This window comes from Streptomyces sp. PU-14G (assembly GCF_041028275.1).
GTDB lineage: Bacteria > Actinomycetota > Actinomycetes > Streptomycetales > Streptomycetaceae > Streptomyces.
Genome location: NZ_JASKYT010000013.1, coordinates 23649 through 40419, shown reverse-complemented (window position 1 = coordinate 40419; position 16771 = coordinate 23649). Strand labels below are relative to the sequence as shown.

Annotated in this window: 16 protein-coding genes and 2 pseudogenes; 9 read left to right on the top strand and 9 right to left on the bottom strand. The window is 70.7% G+C overall.

Features of this window, described 5'->3' with window-relative positions; genetic code table 11:
• Positions 1-819 precede the first annotated feature (819 nt).
• Positions 820-1593, bottom strand: a complete 774-nt coding sequence (locus tag AB8Z75_RS03250) for an SDR family NAD(P)-dependent oxidoreductase (protein WP_369199812.1) — start codon at positions 1591-1593, stop codon at positions 820-822.
• A gap of 217 nt (positions 1594-1810) precedes the next feature.
• Positions 1811-2395, bottom strand: a complete 585-nt coding sequence (locus AB8Z75_RS03245; protein WP_369199811.1) for a DUF6461 domain-containing protein — start codon at positions 2393-2395, stop codon at positions 1811-1813.
• Between the two features lie 1010 nt (positions 2396-3405).
• Here AB8Z75_RS03245 and AB8Z75_RS03240 point away from each other — a divergent pair.
• On the top strand, positions 3406-3678 hold the full coding sequence (locus AB8Z75_RS03240) for a hypothetical protein (protein ID WP_369199814.1): 273 nt from the start codon (positions 3406-3408) through the stop codon (positions 3676-3678).
• Positions 3679-3852: 174 nt separating this feature from the next.
• Here the strand turns inward: AB8Z75_RS03240 and AB8Z75_RS03235 are convergent.
• Positions 3853-4027 (bottom strand): annotated as a pseudogene (locus tag AB8Z75_RS03235) (IS5/IS1182 family transposase); the annotation flags it as partial.
• A gap of 222 nt (positions 4028-4249) precedes the next feature.
• Between AB8Z75_RS03235 and AB8Z75_RS03230 the strand changes: the two are divergent.
• Positions 4250-5377, top strand: coding sequence for a hypothetical protein (locus tag AB8Z75_RS03230; RefSeq protein ID WP_369199810.1), 1128 nt, complete (start codon positions 4250-4252; stop codon positions 5375-5377).
• 299 nt (positions 5378-5676) lie between these two features.
• Positions 5677-5918: pseudogene (locus AB8Z75_RS03225) on the top strand (IS5/IS1182 family transposase); the annotation flags it as partial.
• 70 nt (positions 5919-5988) lie between these two features.
• On the opposite strand, the gene AB8Z75_RS03220 reads toward AB8Z75_RS03225, so the two are convergent.
• The 6 genes from AB8Z75_RS03220 to AB8Z75_RS03195 all read right to left on the bottom strand — a co-directional run bounded on the left by AB8Z75_RS03220 (position 5989) and on the right by AB8Z75_RS03195 (position 11456).
• A complete protein-coding gene (locus AB8Z75_RS03220; protein ID WP_369199809.1) occupies positions 5989-6759 on the bottom strand; it encodes a class I SAM-dependent methyltransferase in 771 nt (256 codons plus the stop codon).
• Positions 6760-7076: 317 nt separating this feature from the next.
• Positions 7077-7271 (bottom strand): hypothetical protein, encoded by a 195-nt coding sequence (locus AB8Z75_RS03215; RefSeq protein ID WP_369199808.1) that lies wholly within the window; start codon positions 7269-7271, stop codon positions 7077-7079.
• The gene (locus AB8Z75_RS03210; RefSeq protein ID WP_369199807.1) at positions 7268-8743 is read right to left on the bottom strand and encodes an MFS transporter; all 1476 of its coding nucleotides are present in this window, start codon (positions 8741-8743) and stop codon (positions 7268-7270) included. The genes AB8Z75_RS03215 and AB8Z75_RS03210 overlap by 4 nt, the downstream gene beginning before the upstream one ends.
• 66 nt (positions 8744-8809) lie before the next feature.
• Complete coding sequence (locus AB8Z75_RS03205) at positions 8810-10027, bottom strand: NAD(P)/FAD-dependent oxidoreductase (RefSeq protein ID WP_369199806.1); 1218 nt, start codon at positions 10025-10027, stop codon at positions 8810-8812.
• A complete protein-coding gene (locus AB8Z75_RS03200; RefSeq protein WP_369199805.1) occupies positions 10024-10221 on the bottom strand; it encodes a ferredoxin in 198 nt (65 codons plus the stop codon). The genes AB8Z75_RS03205 and AB8Z75_RS03200 overlap by 4 nt, the downstream gene beginning before the upstream one ends.
• Before the next feature lie 11 nt (positions 10222-10232).
• Positions 10233-11456: a cytochrome P450 gene (locus AB8Z75_RS03195; protein ID WP_369199804.1), complete on the bottom strand. Its 1224-nt coding sequence runs from the start codon at positions 11454-11456 to the stop codon at positions 10233-10235.
• A 181-nt stretch (positions 11457-11637) separates the two neighbouring features.
• Between AB8Z75_RS03195 and AB8Z75_RS03190 the strand changes: the two genes are divergently transcribed.
• The 6 genes from AB8Z75_RS03190 (at position 11638) to AB8Z75_RS03165 (ending at position 16727) form a co-directional block, all read left to right on the top strand.
• Positions 11638-12135, top strand: coding sequence for a MarR family winged helix-turn-helix transcriptional regulator (locus tag AB8Z75_RS03190; protein ID WP_369199803.1), 498 nt, complete (start codon positions 11638-11640; stop codon positions 12133-12135).
• Positions 12136-12861: 726 nt separating this feature from the next.
• Positions 12862-13047: a hypothetical protein gene (locus AB8Z75_RS03185; protein WP_369199802.1), complete on the top strand. Its 186-nt coding sequence runs from the start codon at positions 12862-12864 to the stop codon at positions 13045-13047.
• Between the two features lie 8 nt (positions 13048-13055).
• Entirely contained in the window at positions 13056-13757 is a 702-nt protein-coding gene (locus AB8Z75_RS03180; protein ID WP_369199801.1) for a hypothetical protein, read from the top strand.
• On the top strand, positions 13754-14734 hold the full coding sequence (locus AB8Z75_RS03175; protein WP_369199800.1) for a hypothetical protein: 981 nt from the start codon (positions 13754-13756) through the stop codon (positions 14732-14734). Before AB8Z75_RS03180 ends, AB8Z75_RS03175 begins: the two co-directional genes overlap by 4 nt.
• Positions 14731-15663, top strand: a complete 933-nt coding sequence (locus tag AB8Z75_RS03170; RefSeq protein WP_369199799.1) for a hypothetical protein — start codon at positions 14731-14733, stop codon at positions 15661-15663. The genes AB8Z75_RS03175 and AB8Z75_RS03170 overlap by 4 nt, the downstream gene beginning before the upstream one ends.
• Positions 15660-16727, top strand: coding sequence for a serine hydrolase domain-containing protein (locus AB8Z75_RS03165; protein WP_369199798.1), 1068 nt, complete (start codon positions 15660-15662; stop codon positions 16725-16727). The genes AB8Z75_RS03170 and AB8Z75_RS03165 overlap by 4 nt, the downstream gene beginning before the upstream one ends.
• Positions 16728-16771 lie beyond the last annotated feature (44 nt).

The following is a 16771-nucleotide window of genomic DNA, read 5'->3' as shown; positions in this document are numbered from 1 at the left end:
GGACTGGAGGGGSCCCGGCCCCCCGCCAAGGAGCCGGGGCCGGGCCCCCTCCAGTCCAAGGCGCGATGACCGCAGGGGCACCACGGCGCGGGGTCTCCGCTCGCGCATGCTGTGATGCCACGGCATGCTCATGGCACGCACCCGCCGGCCGGCCGTGCGAGCCCGTCTCGGACGGCTTCGCCGCACCGTCACCGCCGCGGCACTCCTGATCGGGCTCCGCTCGTGCCCGGAGGCATAACCGACGGCCGCCCGCACCCTCCCAAGCGGGCCAAGAGCCGACGCAGCAGGGCCACAACGGGCTGCGACCGGACATACGGTCAGCTTGGGCGCGTGCTCGTGACTGCCCCCAACGCTCCCCTACGACCGGGCTGCTCTCCACGCTCGTGCCGACGTCTGGCAGGACTGGCTGCTGTGAGCCCGGGCCGGCGCCGAACACCATCCCGACGGCCAGAGCCCGAACCAGCCGATTGTCGACATGAACCCTTCACCGTCGGCACGTATGGAAGCCATCGCCATGCCCGCGGCAAACAGGGCATTGCGGGCCGGCAGCCGACACCAGGGACGCAGCCGGACCACGCTGTGCAGGAGGACGACTGCGCGTCACGCGTTGCCCACCGTGGCGCTGGTCCCGGGAGTCTCCATGCGGTGGCGGCCGGGCCGACGGCGGCCGGCCACCAGACGGGAGAAGACATGGACCTACGGCTGCTTGGGCAACAGGCACAGCACACGCCGGCGCGGTCCCGGACATCATCGACACACATTCCACGGCCAGGCCCGACCCACCTGCCGCCTTCCCTCGTCCGTCAGCTGCGGCAACCGTCAGTTGGCCGTCCAACCGCCGTCCACGGCCAGCGCCGAACCCGTGGCGAAGGAAGCGCGGTCGCTGCACAGCCACAGGGCCGCCTGGGCGATCTCGACGGGATCTGCCATGCGCTTCTGCATCTGACGGGCGACGAACGCCTTCCCCAACTCCGGGTAGGCATCCACCGCTTGGTCGATCATCTCCGTGCGGGTGGTGCCGACAACGAGCGTGTTGATGCGAATATCGTGTGCCGCGTACTCGGCCGCTGCAGCCCTGGTCATACCGAGCACCGCGTGCTTCGCTGCGGCGTAGGGCACGGGCGCTCCAGTGGCCCCCATGGCCGCGGTGCTGGACGTGTTGACGATCGCGCCCTTGCCCGCTTCGAGCATCACCGGGATCTGGGAGCGCAGACAGTTCCAGGTGCCGCTGACGTTGACGGCCATCGTGCGGTCGAAGACGGCCTGGTCCAGCTCGTGCATCGGGGACAGGTCTTCACCGGCGAAACCCGCGTTGTTGAATGCCGCGTCCAGGGCGCCGAAGTGCTCGCGAGCCGCGTCCACGGCGCGCTGTACGTCCTCGGGGACCGCGACATCGCCCGTGCTGATCGCTGCCCGGCCGCCCGAGTCGTTTATCTCCTGGGCCAGTCGCTTCAGTACGTCCTGGCGGCGGGCCATCAGGAGAACCGCAGCCCCCTCAGCGGCGAACAGACGAGCTGCTGCCTCTCCGATACCGCTCGACGCGCCCGTGATCATGACGGTCTTACCGGCCAGCATTCCATGCGTATCACTCATCCGCCGATTGAAACCCCTGAGGATCACGGAGCGCACCCACCCCTGGGTATGCCCGGCCGATCAGGTCCTCAGCCACGTGACCGGCTTTCGACGAACGAGCGAGAGGTGCTCTCGTGCAACGAACCGGGTACGGCGCAGGCCAGGCTGCCAAACGCCTGAAGGTGCCCGCAGCGGCCCCCCGGCAGGGCACGCCCAGCAAGCGGACGCTGCCGACGGTTCAGGTCAACGGCTCCGCGATGACGACCGTCGGCAGCGGCCCTGCCACAGCCTCCGGGTCCACCAGCAGCCCGAATTCATCCTCCACCGCTTCGAGTGCGGCAGCCGGGTCGGAGAGTTCATCATCGACCTCGTCATCGGGAAGGAAGAAGCCCATCCTCTCCAGAGCGCGGTTGAGCCGGTCGGCTCCGGGACCGGAAGCCGGCTCGAAGGTCCACGCGTTGAATCGGGCGAGTACCTGCCCGTCCTGTATGTGTGCGACGTGTGTGGTCGAAGCGATCAGGGACCAAACAGAGACCGCTTCCGTACCTGCCGACAGACGTTCCAGCACCGGTGTGCGATGACCAAAGCCAGAGTGCCCGTTCACGTCGAACACGTATGCCCATTCTGCTCCCTCCGGGCAATAGATCCGCACGGCCCCGCTGTCCAGGCCCAGATGCTCGACCCCGTCCTTGGCCCCGTATCGCGGCAAAGGCTCCTTCCCGCTGTGACCGAGCCGTTCCAGTACGTCGGCTTCATCCAGCCCCCGCACCGCCGTCACGCAGAACTGCTCTTCGCCCAGTGCCTCGAACAATGACGACGTCACAACTCGCCTCTCCCCACACGACCGGTCGAGTCCAACCTACGACATCACCCCACGTGCCTCCCGGCACGGCTGGAGTACTTCCGCTCCTGCTGGAACCCGGAACACTGGACGCACGTGCTCCGCGCTGTTCTTGGCGAACCCAGGAGGGTGGCGCCGAGCGCAGCGGGGGCGTGAGCCCGCTGGCAAGGTCGCATCATGCGCCTCCTGAACCGGACAGGACGAGAGCAGCGGCAGACGGCCGTGCGCGGAAGCGGAGGCCTGTCATGGTCAAGGCGTGCCATAGTGCCGAGCGACCGTGCGTGAATCGAGCCGCGGCCGGAGCTGTCGTGCGCCCGGCGGGGAGGGACAGAGGCGATGCTGAAGGCCGGAGCAAGGCCGATATCGCAGCGGTGGAAGGGGCTGCCGGTGCATTCCGTGCTTTTCTCCATTCCGGCTCTGCTGCTTCTCGCTTCGATTGCCCTGGTGCTGCTGCCGGTCGAGGCCAACGAGGATCCCACCGACCCGACCGCGTCGGTGCGGGAGAAGTGTGGGTCCCTCCTCTCCCCCCGCACGGTCGATCACGCGGCTGGGCGCCCCTCCATCACACCCGTGTGCGAGTACGCCAGGAAGGCCCGGTGGAGCTCGACCGGGCAGCTCCTGGCCTGGGGGGCCGCAACCACCGCGCTCGTCGGCGCCATACACATCCGACGGCGACGCCATCGGAGCCGCTCAGCCCCAGAGCCACGGCAGGTCAGCGACAGGTGAAACACGGGCGTGGCGCAAGGCAGTCACTGTGCGGCGGCTTTCCGTACTGAGAAGCGGCAGCACCGCGTCCACCGCGGCTACCACTTCGCACCAGCGGTTCTTCTCAGGACTCTGTCATCAACCACGCTCAAGGGCATGGCAGATCGAACGCCTTTCCAGGGTGTGGCTGCTGTCGGGGCGGCACGTTGTACGCAGTTTTCTCTTGGCCGCACCGGTCGGTATGCGTACTCTGACCGCAGAGCCACGACTTGGGGAGGGTGGCCGCAATGGGAAAGCTGATCGCGGTGGACCGCGGTGACGGTACGGGCTGCTACTACGCCGTCGACGCCACGACCCGCCAGTCGGTGGGTGAGGTCATTCCCAGCGACGTTTACCCCGGCAACTACAGGGCTGGGGTATATCACCCCACTCACGGTGTGGTGTTCGTGAAGGTATCCGGCGGCTCGGAAACTCTGGTCGACTTGACGCAGGTGGGCACCGAGGAGTTCGTCACCGTCCAGGAAGCCTTGGCTGCGATCTCCAGAAACCGGCGCAGTTGAGCGAGCTCGCTCGGCTGATGCTGGTCGTCCTGGACGAGGACGGCTGGGAGATGAGAAGGACAGTGAAATGCCTCCGGTGAACGGACCGAACAGCACGCGCCGCTGAGCAAGCCGTCGGCCGCCCGCTTCGCACAGTGCGGGAAGGGCGTGCATCCGGGGCGCGGTGAGGCCGGGGATGCTGCCGGACTCGACCTCGGAGACCCACAGCGGGGTGCCGTCCGGCTCGGCGAGGAACTGGATGTTGCCGCCGGATGCCTTGTGCTTCTGGGCTGAACCACAAGTCGTTGCCGTTCTCGCGGACACCGACGAGGCGGTCCGACTCGATCAACGTGCCGTCGAAGACCAGGTGCGTCACGCCCTCGCGCCGGCAGCGAGCGAGGACATCGTGCACGTCGGGGGCCCTTCATCACCCACCCGAGTGATCTATGACTGGATGTCCAATACGGCACATGATGTCGGGTAGTCCCGTTCGGGGTGGGCGACCGCCTGCCGGGAGAAGGGGAGGGTCATTCATGAGCAATGTGCTCACGTGTGCTTCAGCGGGACGGCTTGCACGCGAGACGAAGGCGAGGTGTCGCGTGAGGGCAGCGACAAGAGGACCTACAGTCCCGGGACGGGCTATATCCCGGTCCGTATCCACAAGGAGATCACCGGCGATCTGGCCGCCACCAGTCCCAGCGTGACGGTGCGCGGCGTGGGCGAGAACGACTGGGCGGTGCCTCGGAACGCCAGCGAGCCGCTGGTTCTGACCGGCCCGCTGACCGTTCCCCGGGACCTGCTGGCCAGCACTCAGGTGTACTCCGGCGGCGATCGGTGGTCGACGCTGTCGCAGGCGGCGGGCCAGGAGGCCGCCGCTCTCGCCCTGCACGGCGCGAACCTCTCGGCGCGCAGCGACGCGGAGGCGTACAACTTCATCGGGCACAGCAGGGGCGCCATGGAATGCATCATGGCTGCTTGGTTCCTCTACGCGTACGGCCGCAAGGACGTGCCAGTGCGCATTTTCGCGATCGACCCTGTTCCCGGCCCCGGGGACTGGTACGGGATCATCACCCAGCTGCCGCCGAACGTCGCCGAGTATGTCGGCATCACGGCCTGGGACCACCTCGACAGCGGCTTCAACGGGCTGGTGCCGCGGCCCACCGCCAAGATGGCCGGCAGCTTCGCGACCACGAACCTGGGGAAGACCTGGAGCACACTGGCGGACGACTGCCAACTCGCGGACCCGCTGGAGGCGATCGAGCCGAGCCCGGCGCAGCCCACCGGCTACCGGCTGTTCGCATCCCGAGGGAGGCACGGGACGGTCGCCGGTAACATGACCAGCGACGGCAAGTACGACCCGATCAACGTCAGCGAGAGCGCCGCGCGGGTGCCGGAGCTTGTCTACGGGCTGGCCCGGGCCCATCTCACCGCTTGGGGGACGGAGTTCCTGGTGGGGTCGGAGGCCGACTCCGCCGCGCTGCCGCTGCGGCAGGAGAGCAACCTCGACCACGCGCTGTTCGACACGATGGGCGGCGGGACGCCACGTGACAGCTACCTGCTGGGGCGCCCCTACGTGCGGCGGGTCTCGTCGATCTCCGGGCTGGACCCGTCCGACTACTACTACCTCGAAGATGTGGTGGGGAACCCGCCGCATCAGCAGCCGTATCCCGTGACCGCCGCCCGCGCGGGCTCCGGCTGGGTGCACTGGAACTTTCTTTAGGCGAGGGGCAACGGGGAAAGCCGCGGCAACGAGTGAATCGAGGACCACGGACGGCGGATCGAAAGCGAGCTACTCTGAGACCTCTTGATCATCCTGGCTCGAGTGGGTTTTTGCTCCAACGAAATGATCTTCACGACATGATCTACGCCGTGTCGAGGCAGGTGGCGGGGTTCGACCGAGCCCCGGTTGCGGGCAGACGTGAAGACCTTGGTAGGACAGGTCTCTCTCACAAGATTGTCCGCTGAACCAGAGGCTTCACGTGGGTCGCCTACAGTGCCACGCTCGATGTCCCGCGCCACGTGGCGGGGTGCCTCGCCCGGCTGCTGGCCGCTCACCGGCGGCGGACCGGCATCCCGAGGAGGTCCCGCGCGCTCGGGCCGTTCCGCCAGGCGGTGCTGGTGCTGCGCTGGTTCCGCGAGCGGGGCTGCGTGCACTGTATAGCCCGTGACGCCGGCGTCTCCCGGGCCACCGGCTACCGCTTACCTGCACGAGGGCATCGACATCCTCGCCGAGCGGGCCCCCGGACCTGCACGATGTCCTCGCTCGCTGCCGGCGCGAGGGCGTGACGCACGTTCCCCGCCCCGACCGAAGAAGCAACGAAGGCGGAGACGCTACGCCGTTGGCGGCCCGGAGGGCCGGCCTCCAGTCGGCTTGCGCCACACGGAGATGTGCCGAGCTGACTCCTGGGTGAACGGAGCGCCGTTCCAGTCCGCGACGCGGCGTTCGAGCTCGAGCCCGGCGATCCGTGCCATCAAGTCGAGCTCTGCCGGCCAGGCGTACCGGTGCTGTGAGGTGTCGCGACGGTAGCGGCCGTCTTCGCCGTCGCGGGTGAAGTGGTGCGAGACGAGGATCTGCTCGCCCGGGTCCAAGGTGTCGAAGCCGAGATGCTGCTCGGAGACGTCGAACGGCACCGCGACCTGGCCGGGTGGCAGAAGCCGCAGTGGCGGCACACCCAGCTCGATGACGAATCGGCCGCCGGGCCTCAGATGACGTGCGGCGTTGCGGAAACACTCGACCTGCTCGTGCTGGGTGAGCAGGTTGGTGATGGTGTTGTAGACGAGATAGACGAGGGTGAAGTCGCCGGGGACGGTGGTGGTGGCCATGTCCCCGATGGCCACGGGAAGCGTGTCTCCCTCGACCTTCCGCCGCAGGACCGCTGCCATGTGTTCGGACAGTTCGATGCCGGCTACCGGCACGCCGCGCTGTTGGAGGGGGACGCCCACGCGTCCGGTTCCGATGGCGAACTCCAGTGCGCGGCCGTCTCCGGCGAGCTCAGCAAGGAAGGCGAGCGTCGGTTCGAGAACGGCGGCCGAGGACATCTCGCTCTCCTCGGCGTCGTAGCGGTCGGCGGTCGCACGTGTCCACAGCTCACTACTCGTCACGGGCGGTCATCTTGCCGGGCGCCGAGCGACCTGTCGACGCATTTGCCCGTCCGGGGTCACCGCCCGCGGAGCGGGCACCGGCCGCGGAGCGGGCACCGGCCGCGGAGCGGGCACCGGCTCACGGAAGGCCCTGCCCGGACGCCTGATCCCCGGAGCGGTCAGGCAGCGCCGTCCCGTGCGCCCCCGGCTGGCAACCAGAACGAAGAAGGTGGCGGTGTCAGGGTTGGGATTCGCCGGAGAACGCGGTGTCGACGACACCGGCGTAGGAGGAGGCGTCCTTGGGCCAGTCGCCATTGATGTCGGATGTCGAAGGTCATCTACGGGGTGCCGTTCCTGGTGGCGGCCATCGCGGACAGGGCACTGTTGGTGCCGCCCGTCTTGCCGTGGATGCGCGCGCCGCAGGAGAGGGTGACCGACTCCTCGACGAGGCGTCGGGCCAGGCGGAGCGGTGCGAGCCGCCCGGGTGTGTCCGTGTTCCTTGTGGTACGTACCGGGTGCGCCCGTGGGTTCACTGCTCGCTGGTGGTGGCCGACGCCTTGGCCGACGCGGGCACTGCGTGCCGGGCGGCGCGAGCGCTGCGCTCGGGGGACGCAGCACGGGTGCGTGGGATCGCGAGGGTGAGCAGCAGGCCGACGACCGAGGCGAGCACCGCGACCACGTAGGTCATGCGGAAACCGGCCTGAGTCGGTAGCTGCGTGGGGCCGAGCCGCATGGTCATGTTCGCCAGGATGGCTGCCATGACCGCGCTGGCGGTTGAGGTGCCGATGGAGCGCATGAGCGCGTTGATCCCGTTGGCGGACGCCGTCTCGGTCACGGGGACGGCGGCCATGATGAGGGCGGGCATGGCGGCGTAGGCGATGCCGACGCCGGCGCTGATGATCATCGAGGTGACGACGATCTGCCACACCTGCGACATCAGCAGCAGACCCGCGCCGTATCCCGCGCCGATGACGGCGATTCCCGTGAGCAGGGAGGTGCGGGCGCCGTACCGGGCGGTGAGCCGGGCGGAGACGGGCGAGAGAGCCATCATGACCAGGCCGCCCGGTGCCAGAGCGAGGCCCGCGGCCAGGATGGACTGGCCCAGCCCGTAGCCGGTGGCCTCGGGCGACTGCAGCAGCTGGGGCAGGGTCAGCGACATGGCGTACATGGCGAAACCGACCAGGATGGACGCCAGGTTGGTGAACAGCACGGGACGGCGCACGGTGACTCTGAGGTCCACCAGCGGCTGGGACGCACGCGTCTCGTACCAGCCCCACAGGGCCAGGACCACGGCGCCCGCCGCGAACAGGCCCAGTGTCGTACCGCTGGTCCAGCCCCAGTCGCCGCCCTTGGTGACCGGGAGCAGCAGGAGTACCAGGCCGCCTGCCAGACCGGCCGCGCCCGGCGCGTCGAACCGCCCGGGTGACAGGTGCGGGGACTCGGACAGCAGCAGCGTCACCAGCAGCAGGCAGACGGCGCCGAGGCCGGCGGCGAGCCAGAACAGGACGTGCCAGTCCGCGCTTTGGACGAGGGCGGCCGACACCGGCAGGCCGATCGCGCCACCCACGCCGAGCGTGGCACTGACCAGGGAGACGGCGCCGCCGACGCGGGCGGCCGGGAGCTCGTCGCGCAGGACGCTGATACCAACCGGTATGACACCGGTGGCCAGGCCCTGCAACGCACGTCCCACGATCACCGGGACCAGGCTGTCGGAGACGGCGCAGACGAGGGAGCCCACGACGAGCACGAGCAGGCTGGCGATGAGGACCCGCCGTTTGCCGTACATGTCACCGAGTCGGCCCGAGATGGGGGTGACCACGGCCGCCGCCAGGAGCGTGGCGGTGATCACCCACGACGCGTTGGAAGCCGAGGCGTCGAGTAGTTGCGGCAGCTGCGGGATGATCGGCACGACGAGTGTCTGCATGAGCGACACGACGATGCCGCTGAGGGCGATCACGGCGGTGATCGCGCCCGGCCCTCGCGTGCGAGGGGAACCGGTCGACAAGAGAGAGCTCCTTGAGAGTGTCTGCGGTCCGCGGGCACGAGCGCGGACGTGGAACGGACGGCCGGTTTATCCGGACTTCGGCGCGCCTGCGAGTGAGGGGGCGACGGCGGCCGGCTCAGGGCCGGTGAGCAGCTCGCGGCGCAGGCGCAGGACCTGTTTCGGGGCGTTCCAGCCGAGGACGGCGCACACCCGCCCGTCCGTCCGGTAGACCCCGGTGAAGCGCTCGTGTTCCGTATCGGCCTCACGTACCTCGAACTGCGCGTCGGGCATGATGTGCCCGTGTACGACGATCTTGTGCGGTCCCTGGTCCGTCCAGAAGAACGGCACCCGATCCAGCTCCCGGTGCTCACCCAGCAGATCCGCAGCGACCACGCGGGCCTGGTCGCTCGCGTGCATCCGGTGTTCCAGACGCAGGTGCGCACCGCGCGAGGGGCAGTACCAGGCCGCCACGTCGCCGCAGGCGTGGACGCCCGGTGCGGCGCGGCCGACGGCGTCACAGCGGATACCGTCGGACAGGTCGAGCCCCGTCGTGGCGCACCAGGCGACGTCCGGCAGCGAACCCATCGCGGTGAGCACGGTCTCGGCGGGCAGCCGTGTGCCGTCGTCCAGCAGCACCTCGAGGGCCCCGTCCGCGGGCAGTCCGTCGCCCTGGCGCACCGCCTCGACGGCGGTCCGGGTGAGTAGCGTGGCACCGGCTGCGGCGAGCCGTTCCCCGGCGACGGCACCGACCTGGCCGCCCAGCCCTGACAGCACGGTGGGCGTCGGGGTCACCAGGGTGACCTCGCACCCCAGGGACAGCGCCGTCCACGCCGTCTCGGTGCCCAGGAACCCGCCGCCCACCACGACCAGCCGATGCCCCGGACGCAACCGCCCGGCCAGGGCCTGCGCGTCATCGAGAGTCTTCAGCGTCACGGCGCCGGCAAGTTCCGCCGTACCGGGCAGTGTGCGGGGAATGACGCCGGTCGCGGCGACCAGGTCGGTGTACGACAGGACCGTTCCGTCGTCCAGGGAGACCGTGCGTGCGGTGAGGTCCGCCCCGGTGGCCCGGCGCCCCCGGTACACGGAGGCGCCGAGCCGCTTCAGGGCGTCGGGGTCGGCCAGCCGCAACTGTTCGGACCCCGACGCGCCCTTGAGGAAACGCTTGGACAGCGGCGGCCGGTCGTAAGGCGGATGGTCCTCCGCCCCGACGAGGGTGAGAGCGTCGTCGTAACCCAGGTGCCGCAGCTCCTGCGCCACGGCCAGGCCGGCGGCGCCCGTCCCGACGACGACGATGTGCCGGCTCATCGGCCGTCCATCGCGATCGCCGCGGCGGGGCACACCCGGGCGGCCTCCCGCACACGGGGGCGCTCGTGCTCCGGCGTCTCCTCGGAGAAGAGCACGGCGACACCGTCCTCGTCACGCTGGTCGAACACGTCCGGGGCGATCAGGACGCACTGGCCGGCGCCGACGCACTTGCCTTCGTCAATGGTGATCTTCATGTGTGGGCCTCCTACCAGGCGACGGTGAACGAGTTGAGTCCGTGGACACGGCTGTGCTGCTTGACGTCGTACGGGCCGGAATCTTCGGCCTCGCGCAGTGTGGGCACCCGCGTGAACAGGGTGCGGAAGGTCAGCAGCAGCTCCAGGCGGGCCAGCGCCTGGCCTAGACACTGATGCGTGCCGTGGCTGAACGCGAGGTGCCCGCGAGCCGGACGCCGTACGTCGAAGACATCCGGGTCCTCGAAGGCCGCGGCGTCGCGGTTGGCCGAGGGCAGGGAGATCAGCACACCTTCTCCGGCGCGGAGGGGGCAGCCGCCGACGGTCATCTCCTCCCGCACGGCGAACTGCCGCGGGTGCTGGGCCACGGACAGGTAGCGCAGCACTTCCTCGATCGCCTCGGTCTGCGCCGCCTCGTCGCCTGCGAGGAACAGGTCCCGCTGCTCGGGGTGGCGCAGGAACAGCGCGGTGCCCAGCCCGATCATGTTGCCCGTGGTCTCGAAGCCGGCGACGAGCAGGGTCATGGCGATGGTGACCAGTTCCCGCCGGTCGATCGTGCCGGGCAGCACCAGGTCGCGGGTCAGCTGCGAGAGCACGTCATCGCCGTCGGCGGCGCGTATCCTCTCCCCCACCAGCGCGTCCAGATACTCGGCAAGCTCGCCCAGAGCGACTCGCACCTCGTCCGGCTCCGCATCACCGGCCAGCGCACGGGCGGCGGCGTCCTGGAAGAAGGCGTGGTCGGCATAGGGCACGCCCAGCATCAGGCAGATGACCCGGGCCGGGATGGGCCGAGCCACCAGCGTGACCAGATCGGCGGGCGAGCCTGCCTCCAGCAGCTCGTCTACGGCCTCGTCGACCGTCCGCTGAATGTCCTCGCGCAGGGCATGCACACGCTTGACCGTGAAATGCCGGGCCAGGCGACGGCGCTGCGTCAGGTGGTCGGGGTCATCGGTGCGGATCAGGCTCTCGTTCTTGTCGTCCCGCTGCTGAACGTCGCTGGGACTGAACAGGGGGAAGCCGGGGCTGTCCAGCCGGGCGGAGAGGCCCGGGCTCGACAGGACGGCCTTGGCGTCCTCGTAGCGAGTGATCAACCGCGGCTGGGCGCCCTCCAGCGCCTGAACCCGCGGCAGCCCCGGAACGGCGCGGAGCCGGCCGAACTCGGCGGGCGGGCTGAACGGGCAGGCACGCGCCGTCGGATAGACGATAGCCGGTTGTCCCTCGGACGGATCTGCGCTCACGCGTTACTCCATTGCTCGTGGGAGGGGGAAGCAGAACAGTGCACGACTCGATGTTCATCATGCATCCGTTGTTCACAGTACACATGCAGTGCGCTATGCACAAACCGTTGGGGTGCGGGGCCAGGCGGCAGTGGGCGTGCGCGATGATGGGGCGACGCGTCGGCACAGGAAGGGCAGAGTCATGGACGAAGAAGAGCGCCGGCTCATCGAGCTCGAACGGGAGCTGACCCTCCTGTCCCGCCACTTCGTCGCCTCACGCGGGCCCCGTGCGGGCCAGGCCCTGGAACGCTCGGCCTACGTTCTGCTCACTCGCCTGGAAGCCGGCGAGCCCCTCACTCTCAAAGAGCTGGCCCACACCTTCCAGGTCGACGTCTCCACCATCAACCGCCAGGTCAGCGCCATGCTCCGGAAGAACCTGGTGGAGCGCATTCCCGACCCCGACGGCGGCATGGCACGCAAGTACCGGCCCACTGCCCTGGGCCTGGAACGGCTCCGAGCCGACCGGGAGATCAGCCTCGAAGGCGCGGCGCGCCTCATCGAGGCGACCGAGTGGACGGGCAAGACGACCGAGCACTTCCTGACCCTGCTGAGTCAACTCAACCAGAGCATCGAACGACTGGAGGGGCTGGCCCTGGCCCGCTCGCGGCAGGCGAGTGCCCCTTCCGACCCGACGAGCTGAAGCCCGCGAGAGGAGCTGTGTTGCTCCGCACCGAAAGCGGCATGTCACACGCCCTCGCCCAGCGCCAGCTCCACTTCACCCGCCGGGGGCGGGCATGGGGCAGCCGGGACCGCCGAGCACCCCTCGGGTCATCGCGGGGGGTATCGCGGGAGCCAACATCGGCACGGCCGCGGGCCGCCTCCTCCCGGGGGGGCCACTGCTACGGGTGCGTCGCAGCTGCGGCCTGAGCAGTTGCGGCCTGATCGGTCGCGGTCCGAGCGGTCGCGGCCCGAGCGGTCGCGGTCCGCCGGCCGGTACTTCGCGGGCGGCCTGCACAGCGACGTCAATCCGGTCACGCTCACAGCCGTCGACCGCACCAACGCCGAAGCGCTCCTCCCGCCTGGCCGCCACTCCCCCGCCGCCCGGGCGCGCGACTGCGCCGGGCCGCTCGACACGGCGTGGCATGCCTGACCTTCGAGCTCGTCCAGGCGGACGGGCCTCGTCCTGGCGCCAGGCATGCGGCAGTTCCCGTGGCGGGTGGTTGCGGCCTGTCCGCCGCCTCCGTCCGGGACGGGCGAGCTGCACGGGACGGGCCGGTGCGCCGCGCGACGGGGCGCCGCCCGGTCGGCCAGGGGCGTCCGGGAGGGTGGCGACCACCCCGATGAGCTGCCCTTATTGCCTGAATTGCGAACCTTTGCCCTAAGGGTCAAGCTGGACGAGACCCCGAGCGGAAAAGGAGATGAGCGTATGACTACGGACCGCACCGCCCCGCCCGAGACGGCGGCGCTGGCCGCAGAGGTCGAGCAACTGGTGAACAGCCCCGAACCCGACGGTGTCTTCCGCGACACCCGCGAGTGCGGCGCCGGACTGGTGCTGTTGGGCCTCCTGGTCGCATCGCCTCCGACCCCTCGCCCCAAGACGGACACCCGGTAGGGGGCGTCTTGAGCGAACAGGCACCGGCAGCAGCCGCACTGAGCGCTGTCATCGCTGATGCCGCTTGCGAGATCGCCCTCGCCCTCCGTGGCGAGGGCGACCCGTACGCGTTGACCAGGACGCTGCGGCAGGACGACGCGCTCGCACCGGCGGCGGTGCGGGTGCTGGGGGCCGACGCGCTGGCCCCGTACGCCGTACCCAGCCACCCGGGCCCGGACGGTGCGGGCGCGGCGGACGCGGCGATGGTGCAGGAGACGCTCGCCGCCTTTCCGCCCGACGGCGCCTCGGCGGTCTCCGGGTGGAGTTACCGCGGGCTGCTGGAAGCCGGCCGCACGCTGCTGCCCGGCCACGCGGCGCACTGGTCGCCGCCACCGGAGCCGGCCGGCGACTGGTTGGAGACCGACCCCTGGCCCCGGCTCTCGCACCGGGTCTCCCAGCTCGCGTCCATGGCACTGCCCGGCCTCGCCCCCACCCTCACGGCGCGGCTGGCCGAGCGCACCGACGATCTTGCCCGCGGCTTCGTCCGCGCGGTCCGCCGCCGTGACTGGCTGCAGTCGGCCGGGCTGGGCCGATGGCTGGCCGGGCTGCCGCACCCTCCACCGACCCTCGGTCTGGACAGTGGTCTGCGGTTCGTGGAGCAGATGAGCGGCGACCCACGGGTGGCCGTCCACGTGGCCGCCGCCCGACGTTTCTTCGGACAGGGCGGGTGACCGCCGTCCGCGCCGATACTCCGCCCCGCCAGGACGCGGCGGAGTGCGGCACCGCGCTGCTGGACACGTTGACGGGCGAAAGCCTGGAGTGGCTGGAGCGGCATGCCGGCTTCTTCCACCTCCCGCAGCACACCACCACCACCGCCGATCCGGATCTGACCCTCAAACCGCTGGGTGAACTGGCCGAGCTGAGCGCCCTGATCGCCGCCCGGCACCCGCTGCCCGCGCTGCGGGCACGAGCCAGGCGCCTGCTGGACCACGCCTGGCGGGAAACCCGCGAGGGCGCGGTCTTCGCCGAACTGGTCCGCGCCGAACCGCAGGCGACCTACCCCGTGGAGCTGTACGGCAGCTTCGCGCGCGCCGGGCTGCGCAACGCCGCCGCCGAGGAGCTGATGCGCACCACGACCGCGCTGCGGGGCTGGCGGGTCGCGCGCGACGACCACACGCGGACGCTCGCCGTGCTCAACGCCGAGGCCCGCATCGGACTACGGCGCCATGCCGCGTTCGACACGGTCCTGGCGCACACCCGTCTGGGCGTGCTCCCGGAGCCGTGGACGCTGGAGTGCGCGTCCGCGTACGGCCTCACCCACGACGTGTTCCACCTCACCGACTGGGGACGCTGTCCGGGCCGCCTGCCCGCCGCGTCCGCCGCATACTTGCGCACCTGGCTGCCCGCTTGGCTGGAGAGCTGGCTGGAGGAGGAGGTGTGGGACCTGGCGGGTGAACTGCTGGCCGTGACGGCCTGTCTGCCGAAAGCATCCGGCCACCCGGCCGCCTGGCGACGGCTGGCCGCCGCCAGGACACCCGACGGTGCCCTCCCTGAACGCGGCGAGCCGCTCCCCGCCGGCGCCGGCGCCGGCGAGGTCTTCCTGCACTGCTACCACTCCACCCTGGTACTGGCGTTCGCCGGCACCCTGGCCCGGACCGCGGCCCGCGGTGGCCGGGCGGCAGCTCAGGACAGCGAGGTGATCGCATGACGGTGACTGCTCCCCCCGCCCCTTGCGCGCTCCTGCACAGCGTCGGCGACCGCGCGCTGATCTGGCTGGACGCTCACCGCGACCACTTCCGGCTGACCGAGACGGACCGGGAGCGCGGATCCGCGCTGATTGAGCGCCTCAAGCCGGTCGGTGAACTGGCGCTCAACATGCGGATGCTCTTTCGCGAAGGTGTGGCGGGCAGCCGCCAGCACGAGCGGGCCGGCTCGCTGCTGGACTTCGCCTGGCGGGAGCTGCTGGACGGCGGCAACGTGCTCGCCTCTCTCCAGCACGACGAGCCGTTCTCACCCGTCCCGCTGGAGATCTACGCGATCTTCCACGAGCTGGGCCATCGCCATCCGGGACTGGAGCGCGCGCTGGAGACCACCCGGCGCACGGCCACCTGGCAGGCATTGGAGCTGCTGCCCAACAGGCGGCTCGGGCTGCTCAACGCCGAGCGCAGAATGGGTCTTGCGCCCAGGGGCGACATCGCCGAGGCGACGGCCGCCACCTGGCTGGGCCGGCACCCGGAGCCGTGGGCGGTGCAGATGCACATCGCCTACGACATCACCCACACGGTCTTCCACCTCACCAACTGGGGGGAAGCGCCCGAACGCCTGCCCGAACCTCTCGCGGAATACCTCACGTTGTACCTGCCCGCCTGGTCGGCGGACTGGGCGGAGCTCGAACACTGGGACCTACTGGGCGAGCTGCTGGTCGTGGACGCCTGCCTGCCGCGCCCGGCGCTGGACGCGGAACTGTGGCAGCGCTACGCGGCGGCACAGTCCGAGACGGGCGCGATGCCGCTGGTCGGCCGGATGCCCGAGGGAGACCCCGCCGAGGTCTTCGACACGGTGCACCACCCGACGCTGGTCGCCGCGTTCGCATCGGCGATGGCCACCTCCCGGTCGCTGTCGGCAGCGGGCGCGTGACCGCGCCCGCGCTCACGGACACGCGCCGGAGCGGCTTCCGGGGCGCGCTACGGGACTGGCTGGCGCGGGAGACGGCCCGCATCGCCGCGCCGGACGTCGTCCTCGCCGTCACCCGTCGCGGCACCCGGACGGTGGTGACCGGTGGCCGGCGCCCCGAACCGGCCGCGCCCCGAGAGGGGTTGCGCTACGAGCTGGGCTCGGTCTCCAAGACCTACACGGTGCTGCTGCTGGCCGCCCTGGCGGCCGAGGGGGTGCTGGACGAGGACGATCCGCTGGCCGCCCACCTGCCGCCCGCGCTGGACCTGCCGCACCCTGCCTCCGGCGCCATCACCCTGCGGCATCTGGCGACCCACACCGCGGGGCTCCCCCGCATTCCGCACCGGCTGGTCCCCGGCGCCGTGCTGCGCCCCTCCACGAGCGGCTACGCCCGGTACGACACCGGCCGCCTGCTGCGCGCCTTCGCCGCCACCAGACCCCGGCACCCTGCCGGGCGCCACTGGACCTACTCCAACTTCGGCGTCGCGCTGCTGGGTCCTGCGCTGGCCCGTGCGGCCCACAGCAGCTACCCGGCGATGCTGCACGCCCGTGTGCTGCGCCCACTGCGGCTCGAGAGCACCACGCTGGAGCCCGGCCCCGAGGGCGCCGACGCGGTCGGGCACCGCGCCGACGGCCGCAGTCCGGTGCCGCCCATGGACATGGGGGCCTTTCACGCCGCGGGATCGGTGCGCGCCACACCGGATGACATGCTCGGCTACCTGGAGGCCCACCTGCACCCCGCGGACAGCCCGCTCGCGGGGCCGCTGCGCGCCGTACAGGTACCGCAACTCCACCGGGGCGGCCGGCAGGGCGAGACGCACACCCTGACCTGGTTCCAGCATCCGGCGCCCGGCGGCCCCCTGCTCTTCCACGCCGGGGCCACCCTCGGCCAGCAGGCTTTCCTCGGCTACCACCCGGCGACCGGCACCGGACTCGCCGCCGTGGCCACCCGCAGATCCCAGCGCTGCGGTCTGGTGCAGAGCGCGTACGACCTGCTGTACGCCCTCGTCGACCAGGACTCGAAGTGACCGCCGAGCGGCCGTACCAGGACATCGGTGCGGACGGTCACTTG